The sequence below is a fragment of the Stenotrophomonas sp. Y6 genome (assembly GCF_022436665.1).
In the GTDB taxonomy this organism is placed as follows: Bacteria; Pseudomonadota; Gammaproteobacteria; order Xanthomonadales; family Xanthomonadaceae; genus Stenotrophomonas; species Stenotrophomonas acidaminiphila_A.
Map to the genome: position 1 here is coordinate 29,873 of NZ_JAKUKB010000015.1, position 15,545 is coordinate 45,417.

At 69.0% G+C, this 15,545-nt stretch carries 10 protein-coding genes; 4 read left to right on the forward strand and 6 right to left on the reverse strand.

Features of this window, described 5'->3' with window-relative positions; all coding sequences use genetic code 11:
- Positions 1–9 precede the first annotated feature (9 nt).
- From MKP15_RS16450 to MKP15_RS16475, 6 genes are all read right to left on the reverse strand, one after another.
- Positions 10–984 carry a S41 family peptidase gene (locus MKP15_RS16450; protein WP_240213449.1) on the reverse strand — a complete coding sequence of 325 codons (975 nt, stop codon included), beginning with the start codon at positions 982–984 and terminating at the stop codon, positions 10–12.
- Between the two features lie 220 nt (positions 985–1,204).
- On the reverse strand, positions 1,205–2,293 hold the full coding sequence (locus MKP15_RS16455) for a heparan-alpha-glucosaminide N-acetyltransferase domain-containing protein (protein WP_240213450.1): 1,089 nt from the start codon (positions 2,291–2,293) through the stop codon (positions 1,205–1,207).
- 569 nt (positions 2,294–2,862) lie between these two features.
- On the reverse strand, positions 2,863–4,002 hold the full coding sequence (gene nagA / locus MKP15_RS16460) for an N-acetylglucosamine-6-phosphate deacetylase (RefSeq protein ID WP_240213451.1): 1,140 nt from the start codon (positions 4,000–4,002) through the stop codon (positions 2,863–2,865).
- A gap of 175 nt (positions 4,003–4,177) precedes the next feature.
- A complete protein-coding gene (locus MKP15_RS16465) occupies positions 4,178–5,203 on the reverse strand; it encodes an SIS domain-containing protein (RefSeq protein WP_161613209.1) in 1,026 nt (341 codons plus the stop codon).
- Between the two features lie 4 nt (positions 5,204–5,207).
- Positions 5,208–6,284 (reverse strand): LacI family DNA-binding transcriptional regulator, encoded by a 1,077-nt coding sequence (locus tag MKP15_RS16470; protein WP_240213452.1) that lies wholly within the window; start codon positions 6,282–6,284, stop codon positions 5,208–5,210.
- Between the two features lie 43 nt (positions 6,285–6,327).
- The gene (locus tag MKP15_RS16475) at positions 6,328–7,611 is read right to left on the reverse strand and encodes a sugar MFS transporter (protein WP_240213453.1); all 1,284 of its coding nucleotides are present in this window, start codon (positions 7,609–7,611) and stop codon (positions 6,328–6,330) included.
- Between the two features lie 431 nt (positions 7,612–8,042).
- Here MKP15_RS16475 and MKP15_RS16480 point away from each other — a divergent pair, with 431 nt between their 5' ends.
- From MKP15_RS16480 to MKP15_RS16495, 4 genes are all read left to right on the forward strand, one after another.
- Positions 8,043–9,035 carry a glucokinase gene (locus MKP15_RS16480; protein ID WP_240213458.1) on the forward strand — a complete coding sequence of 331 codons (993 nt, stop codon included), beginning with the start codon at positions 8,043–8,045 and terminating at the stop codon, positions 9,033–9,035.
- Between the two features lie 60 nt (positions 9,036–9,095).
- Entirely contained in the window at positions 9,096–11,798 is a 2,703-nt protein-coding gene (locus MKP15_RS16485; protein WP_240213454.1) for a TonB-dependent receptor, read from the forward strand.
- A gap of 109 nt (positions 11,799–11,907) precedes the next feature.
- Positions 11,908–14,208: a family 20 glycosylhydrolase gene (locus tag MKP15_RS16490; RefSeq protein ID WP_240213455.1), complete on the forward strand. Its 2,301-nt coding sequence runs from the start codon at positions 11,908–11,910 to the stop codon at positions 14,206–14,208.
- 312 nt (positions 14,209–14,520) lie between these two features.
- A partial coding sequence (locus MKP15_RS16495) for a glucokinase (protein WP_240213456.1) occupies positions 14,521–15,545 on the forward strand: 1,025 nt, incomplete at its 3' end.

A 15,545-nucleotide genomic window follows, 5' to 3' on the forward strand; every position in this document is an offset into this window, starting at 1 on the left:
GAGAACCAGTCAGGGGGCGGTTTTCCAGGATGGCGCGCCTGCCCCTGCACTTCCCGTGGGTTTTCCGCCACAGGCCGGCTGCGCCAGCAGCCATGCCTGCGCCAGGCGCAGCGCATCGGCCGGCAGCGCCGCCGGAACATCCGCAACGATGCGGCTGCCATCGCCCATGCCGTTGCGGTCCTTCATCACCGTGGTGGTGAGCAGCAGCGTGCTGCCGTCGACCAGTGTCACCGGAACGTTGCCAGTGGAGTAGCCCATCGTCGGCGTGCCGAAACTGCGGCTGCCGCGCCGTCCGCGCAGCGCCAGCACGATGGCCTCGCCGGAACTGGCGGTACGCCCGGACTGGAGCACGGCGAGCGGTGCCTCGGGATGGCGCAGGCGCCCGCTCCCATCGTCCGCCGCCAGCCGCAGGGCCTGGCCCACCCAGACCGCACCGTCGCGGTAGCGCCACGGCTGCAGCCCGCCTGCATCCTGGAAATGCCCGACCACGTCCGTGCCACCGACGCGGCCGGGCAGCAGCGGCCCCACCCCCAGCAGCATCGGCCACATGTTGCCGCCGGTGTTGTCGGCCAGGTCCACGATCCAGCCGCAACGGCTGCCATCGTCCAGGCGCCAGAGCGTGTCCCGCAGACGCTGCGCGTGCTGCTGCTCGGCTTCCCGCTGCTGCGCACGGGTGAGCCCCGGATCGGGCAGATAGGGCCCGATCGTGATCCGACCAAGCCGCGGGTCGATCCGCCCGGCCTCCGGCGCCGCAGACGCTTCCACAGCCGCGGGCAGCGCGGCCGCGGGCGCCGCCGCGCGGTACCTGTCGCGCAGCTCCGCGGCCGCCATCCACCCGCCATGACCGGCGGTCGCGCGGTGGATGGCGTCGGCCAGCAGCGCGCGTTGCCGTTCGGCATCGGTGGTCGCGGCAAGCTCGCGACGCAACGCCCTCCAGTCCACCAGGTTCCGATGCAGCGCCCGTTGCTCCAGCAGGCCCAGCATCTGCTCCCGCGCAGGCAACGAGGGCACCGGGGTGGCCGATAGCGCCCACGCCGGCAGCATCGCCATCCACAGCATCACCGCCAGCGCGCGTTTCCGCTTCCTGCACATCGTGGTTCCATCCCATGGCACGTCGCTACCGATGCAGGATAGAACAGCGCCGGGAACAGGCCCAGGTCAACGTCCCTTGCCCGGGGAATGGGCGCGGACCCGGCTTTGGGGGCTAGATCTTCAGGTAGATCCGGCGCCGGTCCAGCCACCACATCGGCAGCCACCAGGCCGCGACGAAGGCGATGGCCATCGCCAGCGAGGCGGCTTCGGCACCGGCCAGAGGGGTGATCCAGCGGTCGAACACGTGGCTGTACAGCCACCCCCAGCTGCCGGTGCCCAGCAATGCCAGCACCGTCACCCCGGAGCCGGCGTAGGCGGTGATCGCATTGACGCCGAAGCGCCGGCCCAGCGGCGGCCACTGCACGCGGTCGATGAGCACGTGCGCCAGCCACAGCGCAGCCAGTGCCCAACCGGACGTCCACAGCACGTAGGACGGCGTCCACAGGTTCTTGTTGAGCGGCTGCCAGCTGGACCACAGCGCCCCCAGCAGCAACAGCACCAGCGCGGCCGGGAGCAGCCGCGCCGCACGGCCCTGGCGCAGCAGCGCGCCGGCGCGAAGGCCGAGCAGGGTCGAGGCCAGGGCGCCGAGCGTCGACAGCAGCCCTTCCGGATCATGCCCCAGCCCGGTGGCGGCGTCGTAGCGGTAGGCCAGGTCGCCGAACACAACGGTGTCCACGCGACTGGGCAGGTTGTGCCACGGCTCGAGCGTGCTCCCCGCGGCCAGCAGCGCCGCGTAGCCGGACAGCAACAACAGCAGGCAGGCCCACTGCGTGGTCGCGCGCGACCAGATCGCCAGCGCGCCGACGGCGGCGAAACACACGCCGATACGCTGCAGCACCCCCAGCGGACGGTAATGCGCCAGGTCCAGCCACCACCACGCCAACAGGTGCAGCAGCAGGCCCAGGCCGACGATGCGTGCCGCCCGCACCAGCACGCTGCGGGTCAGCGCGGCGCGGTCGGCGCCCTGCTCGACCCGCGGCACCACGCCCAGCGCGATCGACACGCCGACGATCACCAGGAAGAACGGGAACACCAGGTCGGTGGGCGTGCAGCCGTTCCACTCCGCGTGTTCCAGCGGCGCGTACACGTGGCTCCAAGTGCCCGGGTTGTTGACCAGCAGCATGGCCGCGACGGTGATGCCGCGCAGCGCATCGACCGATGCAAAGCGGGTGGGTGTCTGGCTGGATGGGGAACTGCTCATGGAGGGTATCCCGTGCGGTCAGGTAGCGGAGGCCGGCAGACACCGCATCGAGAAGCGATTGACCAGCCCTTCGGTCTGTTGAAAAGAACTGCCACCTTTGCCGGAACCACAAGCAGAGGCCTGCTGTTGCTGTTGCTCGTGATTTGACTTGCCGGGTCCCCTTCCGCAGGGACGGCGCCGACGGACAAGCCCCCGCAAGCGGCGACGTGCTGGGATGCACGTCGTTCTTCGACGAGACAGGGATGTCTCGTCAAAAAAATCCCGGCGGCGGAGTGGACCCACGGCACGTCACTGCCGTGGGCGCGAAGGCAGGCGTGCTTGCTCTTGGCTACCTTCTCTTTGCACGAGCCAAAGATGAGTAACCCGCTCACGCGAAGCGGGAGCGAAAGCCGCTGCCGTTGCCCAGGGCCGATCAAAACGGGGCTTCGCACGATCGAACGCTGTGAGGCTCCGCCCGTACCCTCCCGCTCCGCGTCCCGGCCCACGCCAATGGCGTGGGCGCTCGAACGCACGCGCGCGCCAGCGGCGCGCAAACCGTGCCCTCCCGCCACGAAGGGAGAGCGGCTCCCTCACTCGCGCTGCCCGGCGATCCACGTCGCCTGCACCTGCAGCCTTTCATCCAGCAGCACGAAATCCGCCTGGTAACCCGCGGCGATATGGCCGAAGCGGTCGTCCAGGCGCAGGAACCGCGCCGGGTAGGTGGATGCCATGCGCGCGGCTTCGGCCAACGGCAGCCCCAGCAGCCTGACCGTGTTGCGCACCGCGGTAGCCATGTCCAGCGCCGAGCCGGCGAGCGAGCCGGCGGCGTTGCGCACCACGCCATCGACGGCGGTGATGACCTCGCCATACAGCGCGAACGACGGATCGTCGGCGCCGACCATCGGCATGGCATCGGTCACCAGCATCACCTTGCCGCGTGGCTTGGCCGCAAGCGCCACGCGCAGGCTGGCCGGGTGCACGTGCACGCCATCGACGATCACCCCGCACCAGCTGTGCGGGTCCTCCAGCGCGGCGCCGACCACGCCGGGTTCGCGCCCCTGCAGCGGCGTCATCGCGTTGTAGAGGTGGGTGAAGCCGCTGATGCCGGCCTCCAGGCCGGCGCGGGTTTCCTCGTAGCTGGCGGCGGTGTGGCCGGCGCAGACGATGGCGCCGTTGCCGACCATCGCGCGGATGGTCTCCACCGGCACCCGCTCGGGTGCCAGCGTGATCACGGTGACACCGTTGTCGAGCGCGGTCGCCATCGCCACCTCGTCCGGCCCCGGCACGCGGAACTTGCCGGCATCGTGGGTGCCCTTGCGCGCCGGTGCGATGTACGGGCCTTCCAGATGGATGCCGAGGATGCCGGGCACGCCTTCGGCGATGGCCTGGCGCACCGCGGCGATGGCCTGGGCCATCACCGCCGCGTCGTCGCTGATCAGGGTCGGCATCATGCCGGTGGTGCCGAAGCGGCGGTGCCCGCGCATCATCGTGCGCAGCGACGCCACGTCCGGGGCGTTGTTGAGCAGCGCGCCACCGCCGCCGTTGACCTGCACGTCGATGAAGCCCGGCAGCAGCCAGCCGCCGCCCAGATCATGCCGCGGCACGCCCGCCGGCAGCGAGGCCTCGGGCAGTACCGCCGCCACCTTGCCGTCCTGCACCAGTACCGCGTGGCCGGAGTGGAAGTCGTCGTTGCCCAGGATGCGGGCGTGGGTCAATGCGTAGCTGGTCATCTTCTTGGTTCCGGATGCCCTCCCGCAGCCCTGCGCCGGGAGGATGAACAACGGCAGCGTCCCTGCCCATTCGATGGCGGCGGCGGCAGGTCGCGAGCGCCTCGGCGGTGAGCCGGCGGCGGCCTGTGCCGCCCCCTGCGACGCCCGGCCCGCCGCGCAGGCCGGGGACCGGCGCTCAGACGGTTTCGGTCACCTTGTTCAGGTGCGGCGGCAGGTCCGGATTATGGCCCCGGCGCAGCGCCAGCGCGTTGATCGCGCGGTAGAAGCTCTGCACCGTCAGCAGCGGCGCGCACAGCGGGTGTGGCGCGGCCGCCACCGGCAGGTCGCCGCCCTCGCCCGCCAGCCACACGCGTGCGCCACGCGCGGCGAACTCGTCGGCCAGGGCGCGGGTACCGGCGCCGGTCTCGTCCGGCTGGGCGAAGGCCAGCACCGGGAAATCGCGGCCGACCAGCGCCATCGGTCCGTGCTTGACCTCCGCCGAGCTGTAGCCTTCGGCATGCAGGCCGCAGGTTTCCTTGAACTTGAGCGCCGCCTCCTGCGCCGCGGCCAGGCCGGGGCCGCGGCCGACCACGAACAGGTTGTGGGCATCGACCAGGCCTTCGGTGAGCGCGCTCCAGTCGCACTGCCAGGCCTGGGTCAGGGCCGCGGGCAGGGCGTCGAGCGCGGCGATCAGGGTCGGGTCATCGCGCCAGTAGGCGCACAACTGCAGGATCGCGGCCAGCGAGGCCAGGTAACTCTTGGTCGCGGCCACGCTGCGCTCGGCACCGGCACCGAGCGGGATCACCGTATCGGCCAGCTGCGCCAGCGGCGAATCCTCGACGTTGACCAGCGCCACCACGCGCGCGCCGGCGGCCTTGGCCGCCTCGGCGTTGCGCAGCAGGTCCGGGCTCTTGCCGGACTGCGAGATCACCAGGTACAGCGCGCCCTGCAGCTGCTGCCGGGCCTCGTAGACCGACCCCACCGACGGCGAGGCCGAGGCAGTCACCAGCCCCAGCCGGGTCTCGAACAGGTACTTGGCGTAGGTGGCGGCATGATCGGAACTGCCGCGCGCGCAGGTGACCACGAACGGCGGCGGGTTCTGGCGCAGGTCCGCGGCCAGCGCGCGCATGCGCTCGTGGTTGCGGGCGAACTGGGCGGCGATCACCGAGGCGCTGGACGCGGCCTCGTTGAACATCAGGGTTTCGGTCTCGCTGGGCAACATGGTTCTACTCGGAAAGATCGGGGGAAGGGGAAGGCGGCCGCAACGGCTGCTGGCGCAGCGGCGCGGTGGAGCCGCGCACCACCAGCTGCGGCACGAAGCCCTGGTTCTGCAGCTGCACCGGGTTGTCCTCGTAGGCGTCGGTGCGCAGCTGGCTGATCAGCAGCCGCGCGGCATGCCGGGCGATGTCGCCGGTGGCCTGCTTGGCGGTGGTCAGCGCCGGCCACGACTGGCGCGAGAACGGGCTGTCCTCGAAACCGGCGATGGACAGGTCGTAGGGCACGTTGAGCCCGGCCGAGTTGGCCGCCGCCAGTACCCCGGCGGCGATCTCGTCGTTGGAGCCGAAGATCGCGGTGGGCGGCTCGCGCAGCGCCAGCAGCCGGCGCGCGCCGCGGAAGCCATCGTCGAAGGTGTAGTCGCCCGGGATCACCAGGTGCTTGTCCAGCGGGATGCCGTAGTCCTTGAGCGCGGCCTCGTAGCCGGCATAGCGCTCGCCGCTGGAGCGGTGCTCCGGCCCGCCCCACAGGAAGCCGATGCGCTGGTGCCCGAGCTGGATCAGGTGCTCGGTGATCTCGTAGGCGGCATCGCGGTCGTCGACGAACACGCAGGCGCCGTCGGCCGGGTCCTCGGTGGCGGCGATGATCCGCACCGTCTTGATCCCGCGCGCGTTGAGCGCGGCCACCAGCTCCGGGCGCTCGGACATCGGCGCGGTCAGCACCAGCCCGGCCAGGCGCGAGCGCTGCACCCAGTCGGCCAGTTCCTCGGCCAGCATCGGCGAGGTCGAGTCGCATGGATGGATCTGCAGGCCGAAGCCGGTCTCGCGGCAGGCCGACAGCACGCCGTTCTGCACGCCGATGATGTGGTACGGGTTCGGGTTGTCGTAGACCAGCCCGATCACGAACGTGGTGTTGCTGCGCAGGTTGCGCGCCGACGGATCCGGCTCGTAATCCAGCTCGGCGACCGCGCGCAGCACCCGCGCGCGGGTGGCCTGCATCACCGACGGTTCGTTGTTGATGACCCGCGACACGGTCTTGAGCGACACCTTTGCCCGCTCGGCGACGTCCTTGATGGTGGGCCTGCGCATGACGGTTTCCTGGCTGGACTGACTGGCCGCCATGATGCTCGATTCAGCCGCCATGCGCGCGGCCCGCACGCTGCCCGCGGACAGCGAAATAGAGGATGTACAGGTAGCACGGCACCATCAGCGCGGCGAACACCAGCTGGAAGTCGAAATGCTGCTTGAGCACCGCGAACGCCTGCGGAATGATCGCGCCGCCGGCGATGCCCATCACCAGCAGCGCCGAGCCGGTCTGGGTGAAGCGGCCCAGGCCGCGGATCGCCAGCGGGAAGATCGCCGGCCACATCATCGCGTTGGCGAAGCCCAGCGCGGCCACGAAGCCTACCGAGACGTAGCCTTGGGTGACGTAGGCGCCCACGCTGAACAGCACGCCGAGCGCCGCCGAGACCGCCAGCCAGCGCTCCTGCGAGATGAAGCGCGGGATCAGCACCAGGCCGACCAGATAGCCGACCAGCATCGCCGTCAGCGTATACGAGGTGAACAGCTTGGTCTGGTCCAGCGGCAGGTCGAAGCCATGGCCGTAGGTGCCGATGGCGTCGCCGGCCATCACCTCGGCGCCGACGTAGACGAACAGGCACAGCACGCCCAGCCACAGGTGCGGGAACTGGAAGATGCTGTGCTTTTCCGCGGCGCCGTCGGCGGCCACGGCGTTGGCCTCGGCCGCGCGCACTTCCGGCAGCGGCGAGAACAGCACGCCCACCGCCACCAGCAGCAGCACCCCGGCGATCACCATGTACGGGGTATGGATCTTGGCGGCGAAATCGCTGAGCAGCTGCGCCTTGGTGGCCGCGTCCGCGACCTGCACCTGGGCGTCGAGATCACCGATGCCGTGCAGCACCAGCGAACCGATCACGATCGGCGCCAGGATGCCCGCGACCTTGTTGCAGATGCCCATCAGCGCGATGCGCTGGGCCGCGCCCTCGATCGGGCCGAGGATCGAGATGTAGGGGTTCACCGCGGTCTGCAGCAGCGCCATGCCGCCGCCGATCACGAACAGGCCGCCCAGCGCACCGGCGAACCAGCGCTGCGTCGCGAACTGGCCGAACAGCATGGCCCCCACCGCCATCACCGCCAGGCTCAGCGCCAGGCCCTTCTTCATGCCGGTGCGGTTGAGGATCAGCGACGCCGGCAGCGCCAGGAAGAAGTAGGACAGGTAGAACACCATCAACACCAGGAACGCCGACACCTCGCTGACCTCGAAGGCCAGCTTGACGAAGGTGATCAGCGGCCCGTTGATCCAGGTACAGAATCCAAGGATGAAGAACAGGCCGCCGACGATGGCGATCGACGACGCCATGCCGGTGCGCGGCGTGGAAGCGGGAACAGCGGACATTGGTCAAGGCTCCTGCAGCTGCGAGAGGGACGGCTCACGCCGACCGGTGGTAACTGGGAACAACGTTGTCACATTTATGGTTGGGTGCCGACGCGTTTGTCAACAACGCGTGTACGCGTGACCCGCCTGCCGCCCACGCTGGCAGCGTGCCGCACGGCATGCAGCCAGTGCTCGCACGCTTGAAAACGCAGGGTTTGCCGGCCACCTGCTTTCGAATGCAACCGAACCGCAGCCGTCGCCGCCGCGCAGAACGGCGCTGCGGCGCAGCATCGAAAGTTTCAACTATTCGTTGACATCGTTGTCAGAACGATTACAGACTCGGCTCCCGATGGCGCCTGACGGGCGCTCCCCCAACGCCATAGGGAAACCGAGTGACCGCTGCCGCCCCCACACTGCAGACCTTTCCGCTCGACAGCGCGTCTCTACCTTTCATGGCCGCCGACGTCGGCGGCACCCATGTCCGCGTCGGCCTGATCCGCGCCGGCGGCAGCGATGGCGGGACCATCGAGATCCTGTCCTACCGCAAGTACCGCTGCGGCGACCATCCGAGCCTGAGCGCGATCCTGTCCGACTTCGCCAGCCACCACCGGCAGGTGGCGCACTGCGTCATCGCCAGCGCCGGCTACGCGCTGGCCGACGGCAACGTGATCTCGGCCAACCTGCCGTGGCCGCTGTCGGCCAGCCGCATCCGCGACGACCTCGGCTTCGAGGCCGTGCACCTGGTCAACGATTTCGAGGCCGTCGCCCACGCCGCCGCCCACATCGACGGCAGCCAGGTGCTGCAGCTCACCGGCCCGGCGCAGGCGCCGCGCGGCCCCACCCTCGTCGTCGGCCCCGGCACCGGCCTGGGCGCCGCGCTCTGGATCCCCGTCGGCGAGCGCTCGGTCGTGCTTGCCACCGAAGCCGGGCAGGCCGCGCTGGCCGCCGGCACCGAACTGGAAATGGCCGTGCTGCAGCACATGCTGCGCAACCGCAGCCATGTCTCCATCGAGCACGGCGCGCTGTCCGGGCCCGGCCTGCTCAACCTCTACAACGCCCTGTGCGCGGTGCGCGGCACCGCGCCCGTGCACGCCACCCCCGACGCGGTCAGCGCCGCCGCCTGCGATGGCAGCGACCCGCTCGCGGTCCAGACCCTGGAGCTGTTCTGCGGAATCCTCGGCTCCACCATCGGCGACATGGCCCTGCTCTACGGCGTGCAGGGCGGCATCTACCTGGCCGGCGGCATCCTGCCCAAGCTCGGCCCGTTCCTCATCGGCAGCACCTTCGTCGAGCGGTTCCTCAACAAGGGACCCATGGCCAAGGCGCTGCAGCGCATCCCCGTGAAACTGGTCGAGCACGGGCAACTGGGCGTCATCGGCGCAGCCAGTTGGTATCTGGAAAAGTTGGCCACGCAAGCCTCGCAGCATAAGCAACAGATGCAATAGCAAGACCAGACGTAAAGCGGCACGCCCGTGCCTTTCATTCCGATGTTGAGGAGAGACAACATGCACCGCAAGACCCTGCTTTCGGCAGCCATCGCCGGCTGCCTTGCCTTCAGCGCCCACGCGCAGGAAGCGCAGCCCAAGGCGACCGACCTGGACACCGTCACCGTCACCGGCATCCGCGGCTCGATGGAAAAGTCGCTGGACACCAAGCGCGAAGCCAATGCCCGCGTCGAAGTGGTGACCGCCGAGGACATCGGCAAGCTGCCGGCGCACAACGTCGCCGACACCCTGCAGCGCCTGCCCGGCGTGAACATCAGCTCGTCCAGCGCCGACGAAGGCGGCTTCGACGAAGCCGACCGCGTCAGCCTGCGCGGCACCAGCCCGAGCCTGACCCAGACCCTGATCAACGGCCACAGCGTCGGCTCGGCCGACTGGTTCGTACTCAGCCAGGGCAACAACGTCGGCCGCAGCGTCAGCTACACCCTGCTGCCGTCGGAACTGGTGCGTTCTGTGGAGGTGAACAAGTCCTCGCAGGCCAAGCTGCAGGACGGCGGCACCACCGGCACGGTCAACATCATCACCCGCAAGCCGCTGGAGTTCGCCAAGCAGATCACCGCCGAGGCCTCGATCGGCGCGGTGCGCTCGGACCAGGCCAAGTCCAACGATCCGCAGCTGTCCGGCCTGTTCAACTACAAAAATGACGACAACACCTTCGGCGTGATGGTGCAGGCGTTCAGCCAGAAGCGCGAACTGCGCCGCGAAGCCCAGGAAGTGCCCGGCGGCTTCTTCCAGATCGGCGCCTCCGACCCGGTGGCCGCGACCAACCCGGACCTGGTCGGGGTGTGGGCGCCCGGCCTGCTCGGCTCGACCCTGTTCGAACAGACCCGCGAGCGCAAGGGCGGGCTGGTCGCACTGCAGTTCAAGCCGTCCGACTCCCTCATCCTGGGTGTCGAGGGCTTCAGCTCGAAGATGGACGCCAACAACTACAACCGCAACTTCATGTTGTGGGGCAACCACTTTGCCGGCGCGCAGGCACCCAACCCCGGCTACGTGGTCAAGGATGGCGTGCTGACCGATGCCACGTACACCGGCCAGGCGGGTACCGACTACGCGGTGTACGACATGATCTACCGCGAAGCCACCGCCAAGAGCAGCTACGTCACCCTGGATGCCGACTGGCAGATCAACGACAACCTGAGCGCCAAGTTCCAGGCCGGCTCGACCAAGGGCACCGGCTCCACCCCACGCCAGTTCATCGCCGAAGTGACCCTGGCCAATGGCGGCGGCGCCAGCTGGAGCACCCACGGCAACGGCGCGCCGATCGACTGGAACGTCGGCGGCGACCTCACCCCGAGCGGTGTGACCAGCTTCGGCACCTGGGGCAACCAGCAGGTCACCGCCGAGGACAAGGAGAAGTGGTTCACCGCCGACTTCAGCCAGTACTTCAACGACGGCACGCTGAGCTCGCTCGACTTCGGCGCCCGCTACGCCGACCACAAGCGCGAGGCTATGTCGCCGGAAGGCGCGAGCCCGGGCGACATCTGGAGTGCGCTCAAGAATGGCGCCACCGCACCGTACCCGGATGGCTTCGCCAGCAGCATCGGCGGCACCTTCCCGCGCAACCTGTGGTATTTCACCCCCGGCGCGCTGAAGGACGCGGTGGTCAACAACTCCACCTGGCTGTCCAACGACGACGGCCCCAACGGCCGCCACAACTATGGCGCCGAGTGGAAGGTCCAGGAGAAGAACTTCTCCGCCTATGTGCAGGCCAACTTCGTCGGTGACCGCTGGAGCGGCAACGTCGGCCTGCGCTACGTCAATATCGACCAGGACATCATGTCCTACCAGTCGGTCAGCGACGTCGCCAATGCGGATGTCACCAGCCTGTTCGCCCAGGGCCCCGGCCCCGGCTGCGGCTGGGCCTGCCCGGTGTGGGGCGGCTGGAAGATCATCAACACCAACAACAAGCACAGCCGCATCCTGCCGAGCGCGAACCTGAAGTTCGACATGGCCGACAACCTGGTGTTCCGCTTTGCCGCATCCCAGACCCAGACCCTGCCGGACTTTTCCGCGCTCGGCGCCTCGTCCTGGGGCTCTGACCTGAACAAGACCGGTGGCGGCGGCAATCCGAACCTGAAACCGATCGTATCGACCAACTTCGACGCCAACCTCGAGTGGTACTTCATGCCGCGCGGCCTGCTGTCGATCGGCGCCTACTCGATGAACCTGAAGGACTACGTGGCCTTCGGCACCGAGACGCAGATGCTGTTCAGCGAGCTGACCCACAAGCTCGAGCCGTACAACGTCTCGGTTCCGGTCAACTCCAACGGCAAGGTCACCGGCGTCGAACTGGTCTACGAGCAACCGATCGGCGAAAACTTCGGCGTCACCAGCAACTACACCTACGCCGATGGCAGCACCTCGCACACCTGGGCCGACGGCAGCAACAACCTGACCGGCACTTCGAAGAACACCTACAACGTGGGTGCCTACTTCGAAAACGACACCTTCGGTGCACGCGTGGGCTACACCTACCGTTCGAAGTTCCTGATCGGCCTGTCCGGCGCCAATCCGTACTACCAGGACAGCTTCGGCACCCTGTCGGTGGCACTGAGCTACAAGTTCAACGACCACCTGAGCTTCAGCCTGGATGCGCTGAACCTCAACGACCCGACCTACAAGTACTACCAGAGCGCCAGCATTCCGACCGCGTTCTACAGCAACGGGCGCCAGTACTACCTCAATGCCCGCGTGAAGTTCTGATCCATCCCGGCACGCCGCATCGCCGGGCAGCATGACGCGCCGGGCCTGGATCATTCCGGGCCCGGCGTTTTTTTGAGTACCCTCCAGAAAACACAGGAGCTCCGCCCCGATGACGAAGTCCCTCCGTGCGCGTCGTCGCGCAACCCTGCTCGGCAGTTGCCTGCTGCTCGGCCTCACCGCCGTGCAGGTCCACGCCGCCGGCGCACCGTCGTTGATCCCGCTGCCCGCCCGTTACCAGGCCGACGGCGGCAAGGACTTCGTACTGAAGGATGCCGCCCGGGTCGGTGGCAATGACGAGGCCTCGCGCCGCGTCGCCGCCCAGTTCGTCGAGCTGCTCAGGCAGAACGGCGGCCCCACGCTGGCGGTGGCCGAGAACGCCAGCAAGGCACAGATCCGCTTCCGCCTGGACCCATCGGCGACCAACCCGGCCGAGGCCTACACGCTGAAGGTCTCCAACACCGGCATCGACGTCAGTGCCAGCGATGACCGCGGCCTGTTCTACGGGGCCGTCACCGCCGCGCAGCTGCTGACCGACCAGACCCCCGGCGAGGTCGCCGCCGCCACCATCACCGATGCGCCGCGCTTCGTCTGGCGCGGGCTGATGCTGGATTCGGCCCGCCATTTCCAGAGCATGGACGAGATCAGGAAGCTGCTCGATGCCATGGCCCAGCACAAGCTCAACACCTTCCACTGGCACCTCACCGACGACCAGGGCTGGCGCATGGAGATCAAGCGCTACCCGAAGCTCACCGAGGTGGGCAGCTGCCGGGTGCCGCTGGGCGATGCCGGCCGCGACCCGGCCACCGGCGAGCCGCGCCGCTACTGTGGTTACTACACGCAGGCGCAGATCCGCGAGATCGTGGCGTACGCGGCGGAGCGCCACATCCAGGTGATCCCGGAGATCGACGTCCCCGGCCACGCCACCGCGGCCATCGCCGCCTACCCCGAGCTGGGCGTGACCGGCCAGAAGCTGGCCATCGACAACCAGTGGGGGGTGTTCCCCAACCTGTTCAACACCGAAGAAAGCACCCTGCAGTTCCTGGAGAACGTGCTGCTGGAAGTGATCGACATGTTCCCGGCCAGGTACGTGCACGTTGGCGGCGACGAGGCGGTCAAGGACCAGTGGATCGCTTCCCCCCGCGTGCAGGCGCACATGCGCCGGCTCGGCCTGAAGGACGAGATGGAAATGCAGAGCCACATGATCAAGCGCCTGGAGAAGTTCCTGGAGCAGCACGACCGCCGCCTGATCGGCTGGGACGAAATCCTCGAGGGCGGCCTGCCGCCCGAAGCCACGGTGATGTCCTGGCGTGGCACCGAAGGCGGCCTGAAGGCGGCCAGCGAAGGCCACGACGTGATCATGTCGCCGGTCACCCACATGTACATGGACTACCTGCAGACGTCCTCGCCAGACGAGCCGCCGGGCCGGCCGACGACCATCGAGCTGCGCAAGGCCTACGGGTTCGAGCCGGTGCCCGCGGAACTGGCCGCCGACAAGCGCCAGCACATCCTCGGCCTGCAGGCCAACATGTTCACCGAGCACACGCGCAACGACCGCAATCTGGAGCACAACCTGTTCCCGCGCCTGGCCGCGGTGGCCGAAACCGGCTGGAGTCCAGCGGACAAGCGCGATTTCGATGGGTTCCTGCAGCGCCTGCCGCGCCAGCTGCAGCGCTACCGCGCGATGGGCATCCACTACGCGCAGACGCCGTTCCAGGTGGACATGCACGACAAGGGCGACCGCAGCGCCGGCACCGCCACGGTCACGCTCGACAATCCGCTCGGCTACGCGGTGCATTACACGCTCGACGGCAGCGCGGTGAGCGCCGCGTCGCCGCGCTACGTACAGCCGCTGCAGGTCAGGCTGCCGGCCGAGGTGCGCGCCGCGGCGTTCTTCGACGGCAAGCCGCTCGCCGCGGCCAGCCGCTTCGCGGTCACCGCCGATTCGCTGCTCACCCGCGACGACACCCGGCTCGGCCTCTGCCCCGGCGACGGCAAGCTGCTGTTGCGCCTGGAGGACGACGGCCCCGCCGACGGCGAGCGCGCGGTGTTCAACGTCAACATCTTCAGCCCGTGCTGGCTGTGGCAGGACGCGGACCTGGCGGGCGTGAGCGCGGTGAAGGTCCGCGCCGGGCGCATCCCGTACAACTTCCAGCTCGCCCACGACGAACCCAGCCGCCGCTTCGCACCCGCCCGCACCGCGCATGGCGAGCTGGAGATCCTGGCCGACTGCAAGGGCACGCCGCTGGTGTCGGTGCCGCTGCCGGCGGCGCCGGGCGCCGACGGGTTCGTGGAGCTGCGCGCGCCACTGCACGCGGCGCCGCCGCGCGCCGACCTGTGCATCCGTTTCACCGGCGACACCCGGCCGGCGCTGTGGACGCTGGACTGGATACAACTGGAAACCACGCACTGAGCACGCCCCCGGGGCCACCGGAAACGGTGGCCCTTTTCTTCATGGGGACGGACCACGTAGGCCGCTGCGGTGCCGGCCCCCGGGCGCGGGCAGCGAGCCAGGCCCGGGCGATGCGAAAAAATTTCACGAATACAACCGACTGGTCCTACGCACCCTCCAAATTTGAAGCATCGTTTCGAATGAAATAATTTTTGCCATTGCAATCATTGGGTTATTTGAAATTCTGACGGCATTGTTGATCTGAAAATTTTTTGCAGAACAGCTTGACATCGTTGTCAGGCAACGCCGAAACTCCGGATGCCGCAGCTCCCCATGGAACTGCAGACACTCCGGGGGAACCGCGTGGTCGCCAGCTTCAGTCCAACCCAGCACCAGCCCATCGCCGCGCCGGCCGTGCCGCTGATCGCCGCCGATGTCGGCGGCACCCATGTGCGGGTGGGGCTGGTCCGTGCCACGCCGGGCCAGGCCGTCGACGTGACCGCCTACCGCCGCTACCGCTGCGCCGACCACGCCGGGCTGGGCCAGATCCTGGCCGACTTCCACGCCCACGCCCCCGGCGCGCGCGAATGCGTCATCGCCAGCGCCGGCTACGCGCTGGCCGACGGCAGCGTGATCTCGGCCAACCTGCCGTGGCCGCTGTCGGCCAGCCGCATCCGCGACGACCTCGGCTTCGAGGCCGTGCACCTGGTCAACGATTTCGAGGCAGTCGCCCACGCCGCCGCCCACATCGACGGCAGCCAGGTGCTGCAGCTCACCGGCCCGGCGCAGGCGCCGCGCGGCCCCACCCTCGTCGTCGGCCCCGGCACCGGCCTGGGCGCCGCGCTCTGGATTCCCGTCGGCGAGCGCTCGGTCGTGCTCGCCACCGAAGCCGGGCAGGCCGCGCTGGCCGCCGGCACCGAACTGGAAATGGCCGTGCTGCAGCACATGCTGCGCAACCGCAGCCATGTCTCCATCGAGCACGGCGCGCTGTCCGGGCCCGGCCTGCTCAACCTCTACAACGCCCTGTGCGCGGTGCGCGGCACCGCGCCCGTGCACGCCACCCCCGACGCGGTCAGCGCCGCCGCCTGCGATGGCAGCGACCCGCTCGCGGTCCAGACCCTGGAGCTGTTCTGCGGAATCCTCGGCTCCACCATCGGCGACATGGCCCTGCTCTACGGCGTGCAGGGCGGCATCTACCTGGCCGGCGGCATCCTGCCCAAGCTCGGCCCGTTCCTCATCGGCAGCACCTTCGTCGAGCGGTTCCTCAACAAGGGACCCATGGCCAAGGCGCTGCAGCGCATCCCCGTGAAACTGGTCGAGCACGGGCAACTGGGCGTCATCGGCGCAGCCAGTTGGTA

Excerpts from the sequence above, each read along its gene's own strand:
- nagA (WP_240213451.1), bottom strand. The coding sequence starts at position 4,002 with ATGACCAGCTACGCATTGACCCACGCCCGCATCCTGGGCAACGACGAC.
- MKP15_RS16455 (WP_240213450.1), bottom strand. The coding sequence starts at position 2,293 with ATGAGCAGTTCCCCATCCAGCCAGACACCCACCCGCTTTGCATCGGTC.
- MKP15_RS16475 (WP_240213453.1), bottom strand. The coding sequence starts at position 7,611 with ATGTCCGCTGTTCCCGCTTCCACGCCGCGCACCGGCATGGCGTCGTCG.
- MKP15_RS16450 (WP_240213449.1), bottom strand. The coding sequence starts at position 984 with ATGCTGGGCCTGCTGGAGCAACGGGCGCTGCATCGGAACCTGGTGGAC.
- MKP15_RS16480 (WP_240213458.1), top strand. The coding sequence starts at position 8,043 with ATGGCCGCCGACGTCGGCGGCACCCATGTCCGCGTCGGCCTGATCCGC.
- MKP15_RS16485 (WP_240213454.1), top strand. The coding sequence starts at position 9,096 with ATGCACCGCAAGACCCTGCTTTCGGCAGCCATCGCCGGCTGCCTTGCC.
- MKP15_RS16465 (WP_161613209.1), bottom strand. The coding sequence starts at position 5,203 with ATGTTGCCCAGCGAGACCGAAACCCTGATGTTCAACGAGGCCGCGTCC.
- MKP15_RS16490 (WP_240213455.1), top strand. The coding sequence starts at position 11,908 with ATGACGAAGTCCCTCCGTGCGCGTCGTCGCGCAACCCTGCTCGGCAGT.
- MKP15_RS16470 (WP_240213452.1), bottom strand. The coding sequence starts at position 6,284 with ATGCGCAGGCCCACCATCAAGGACGTCGCCGAGCGGGCAAAGGTGTCG.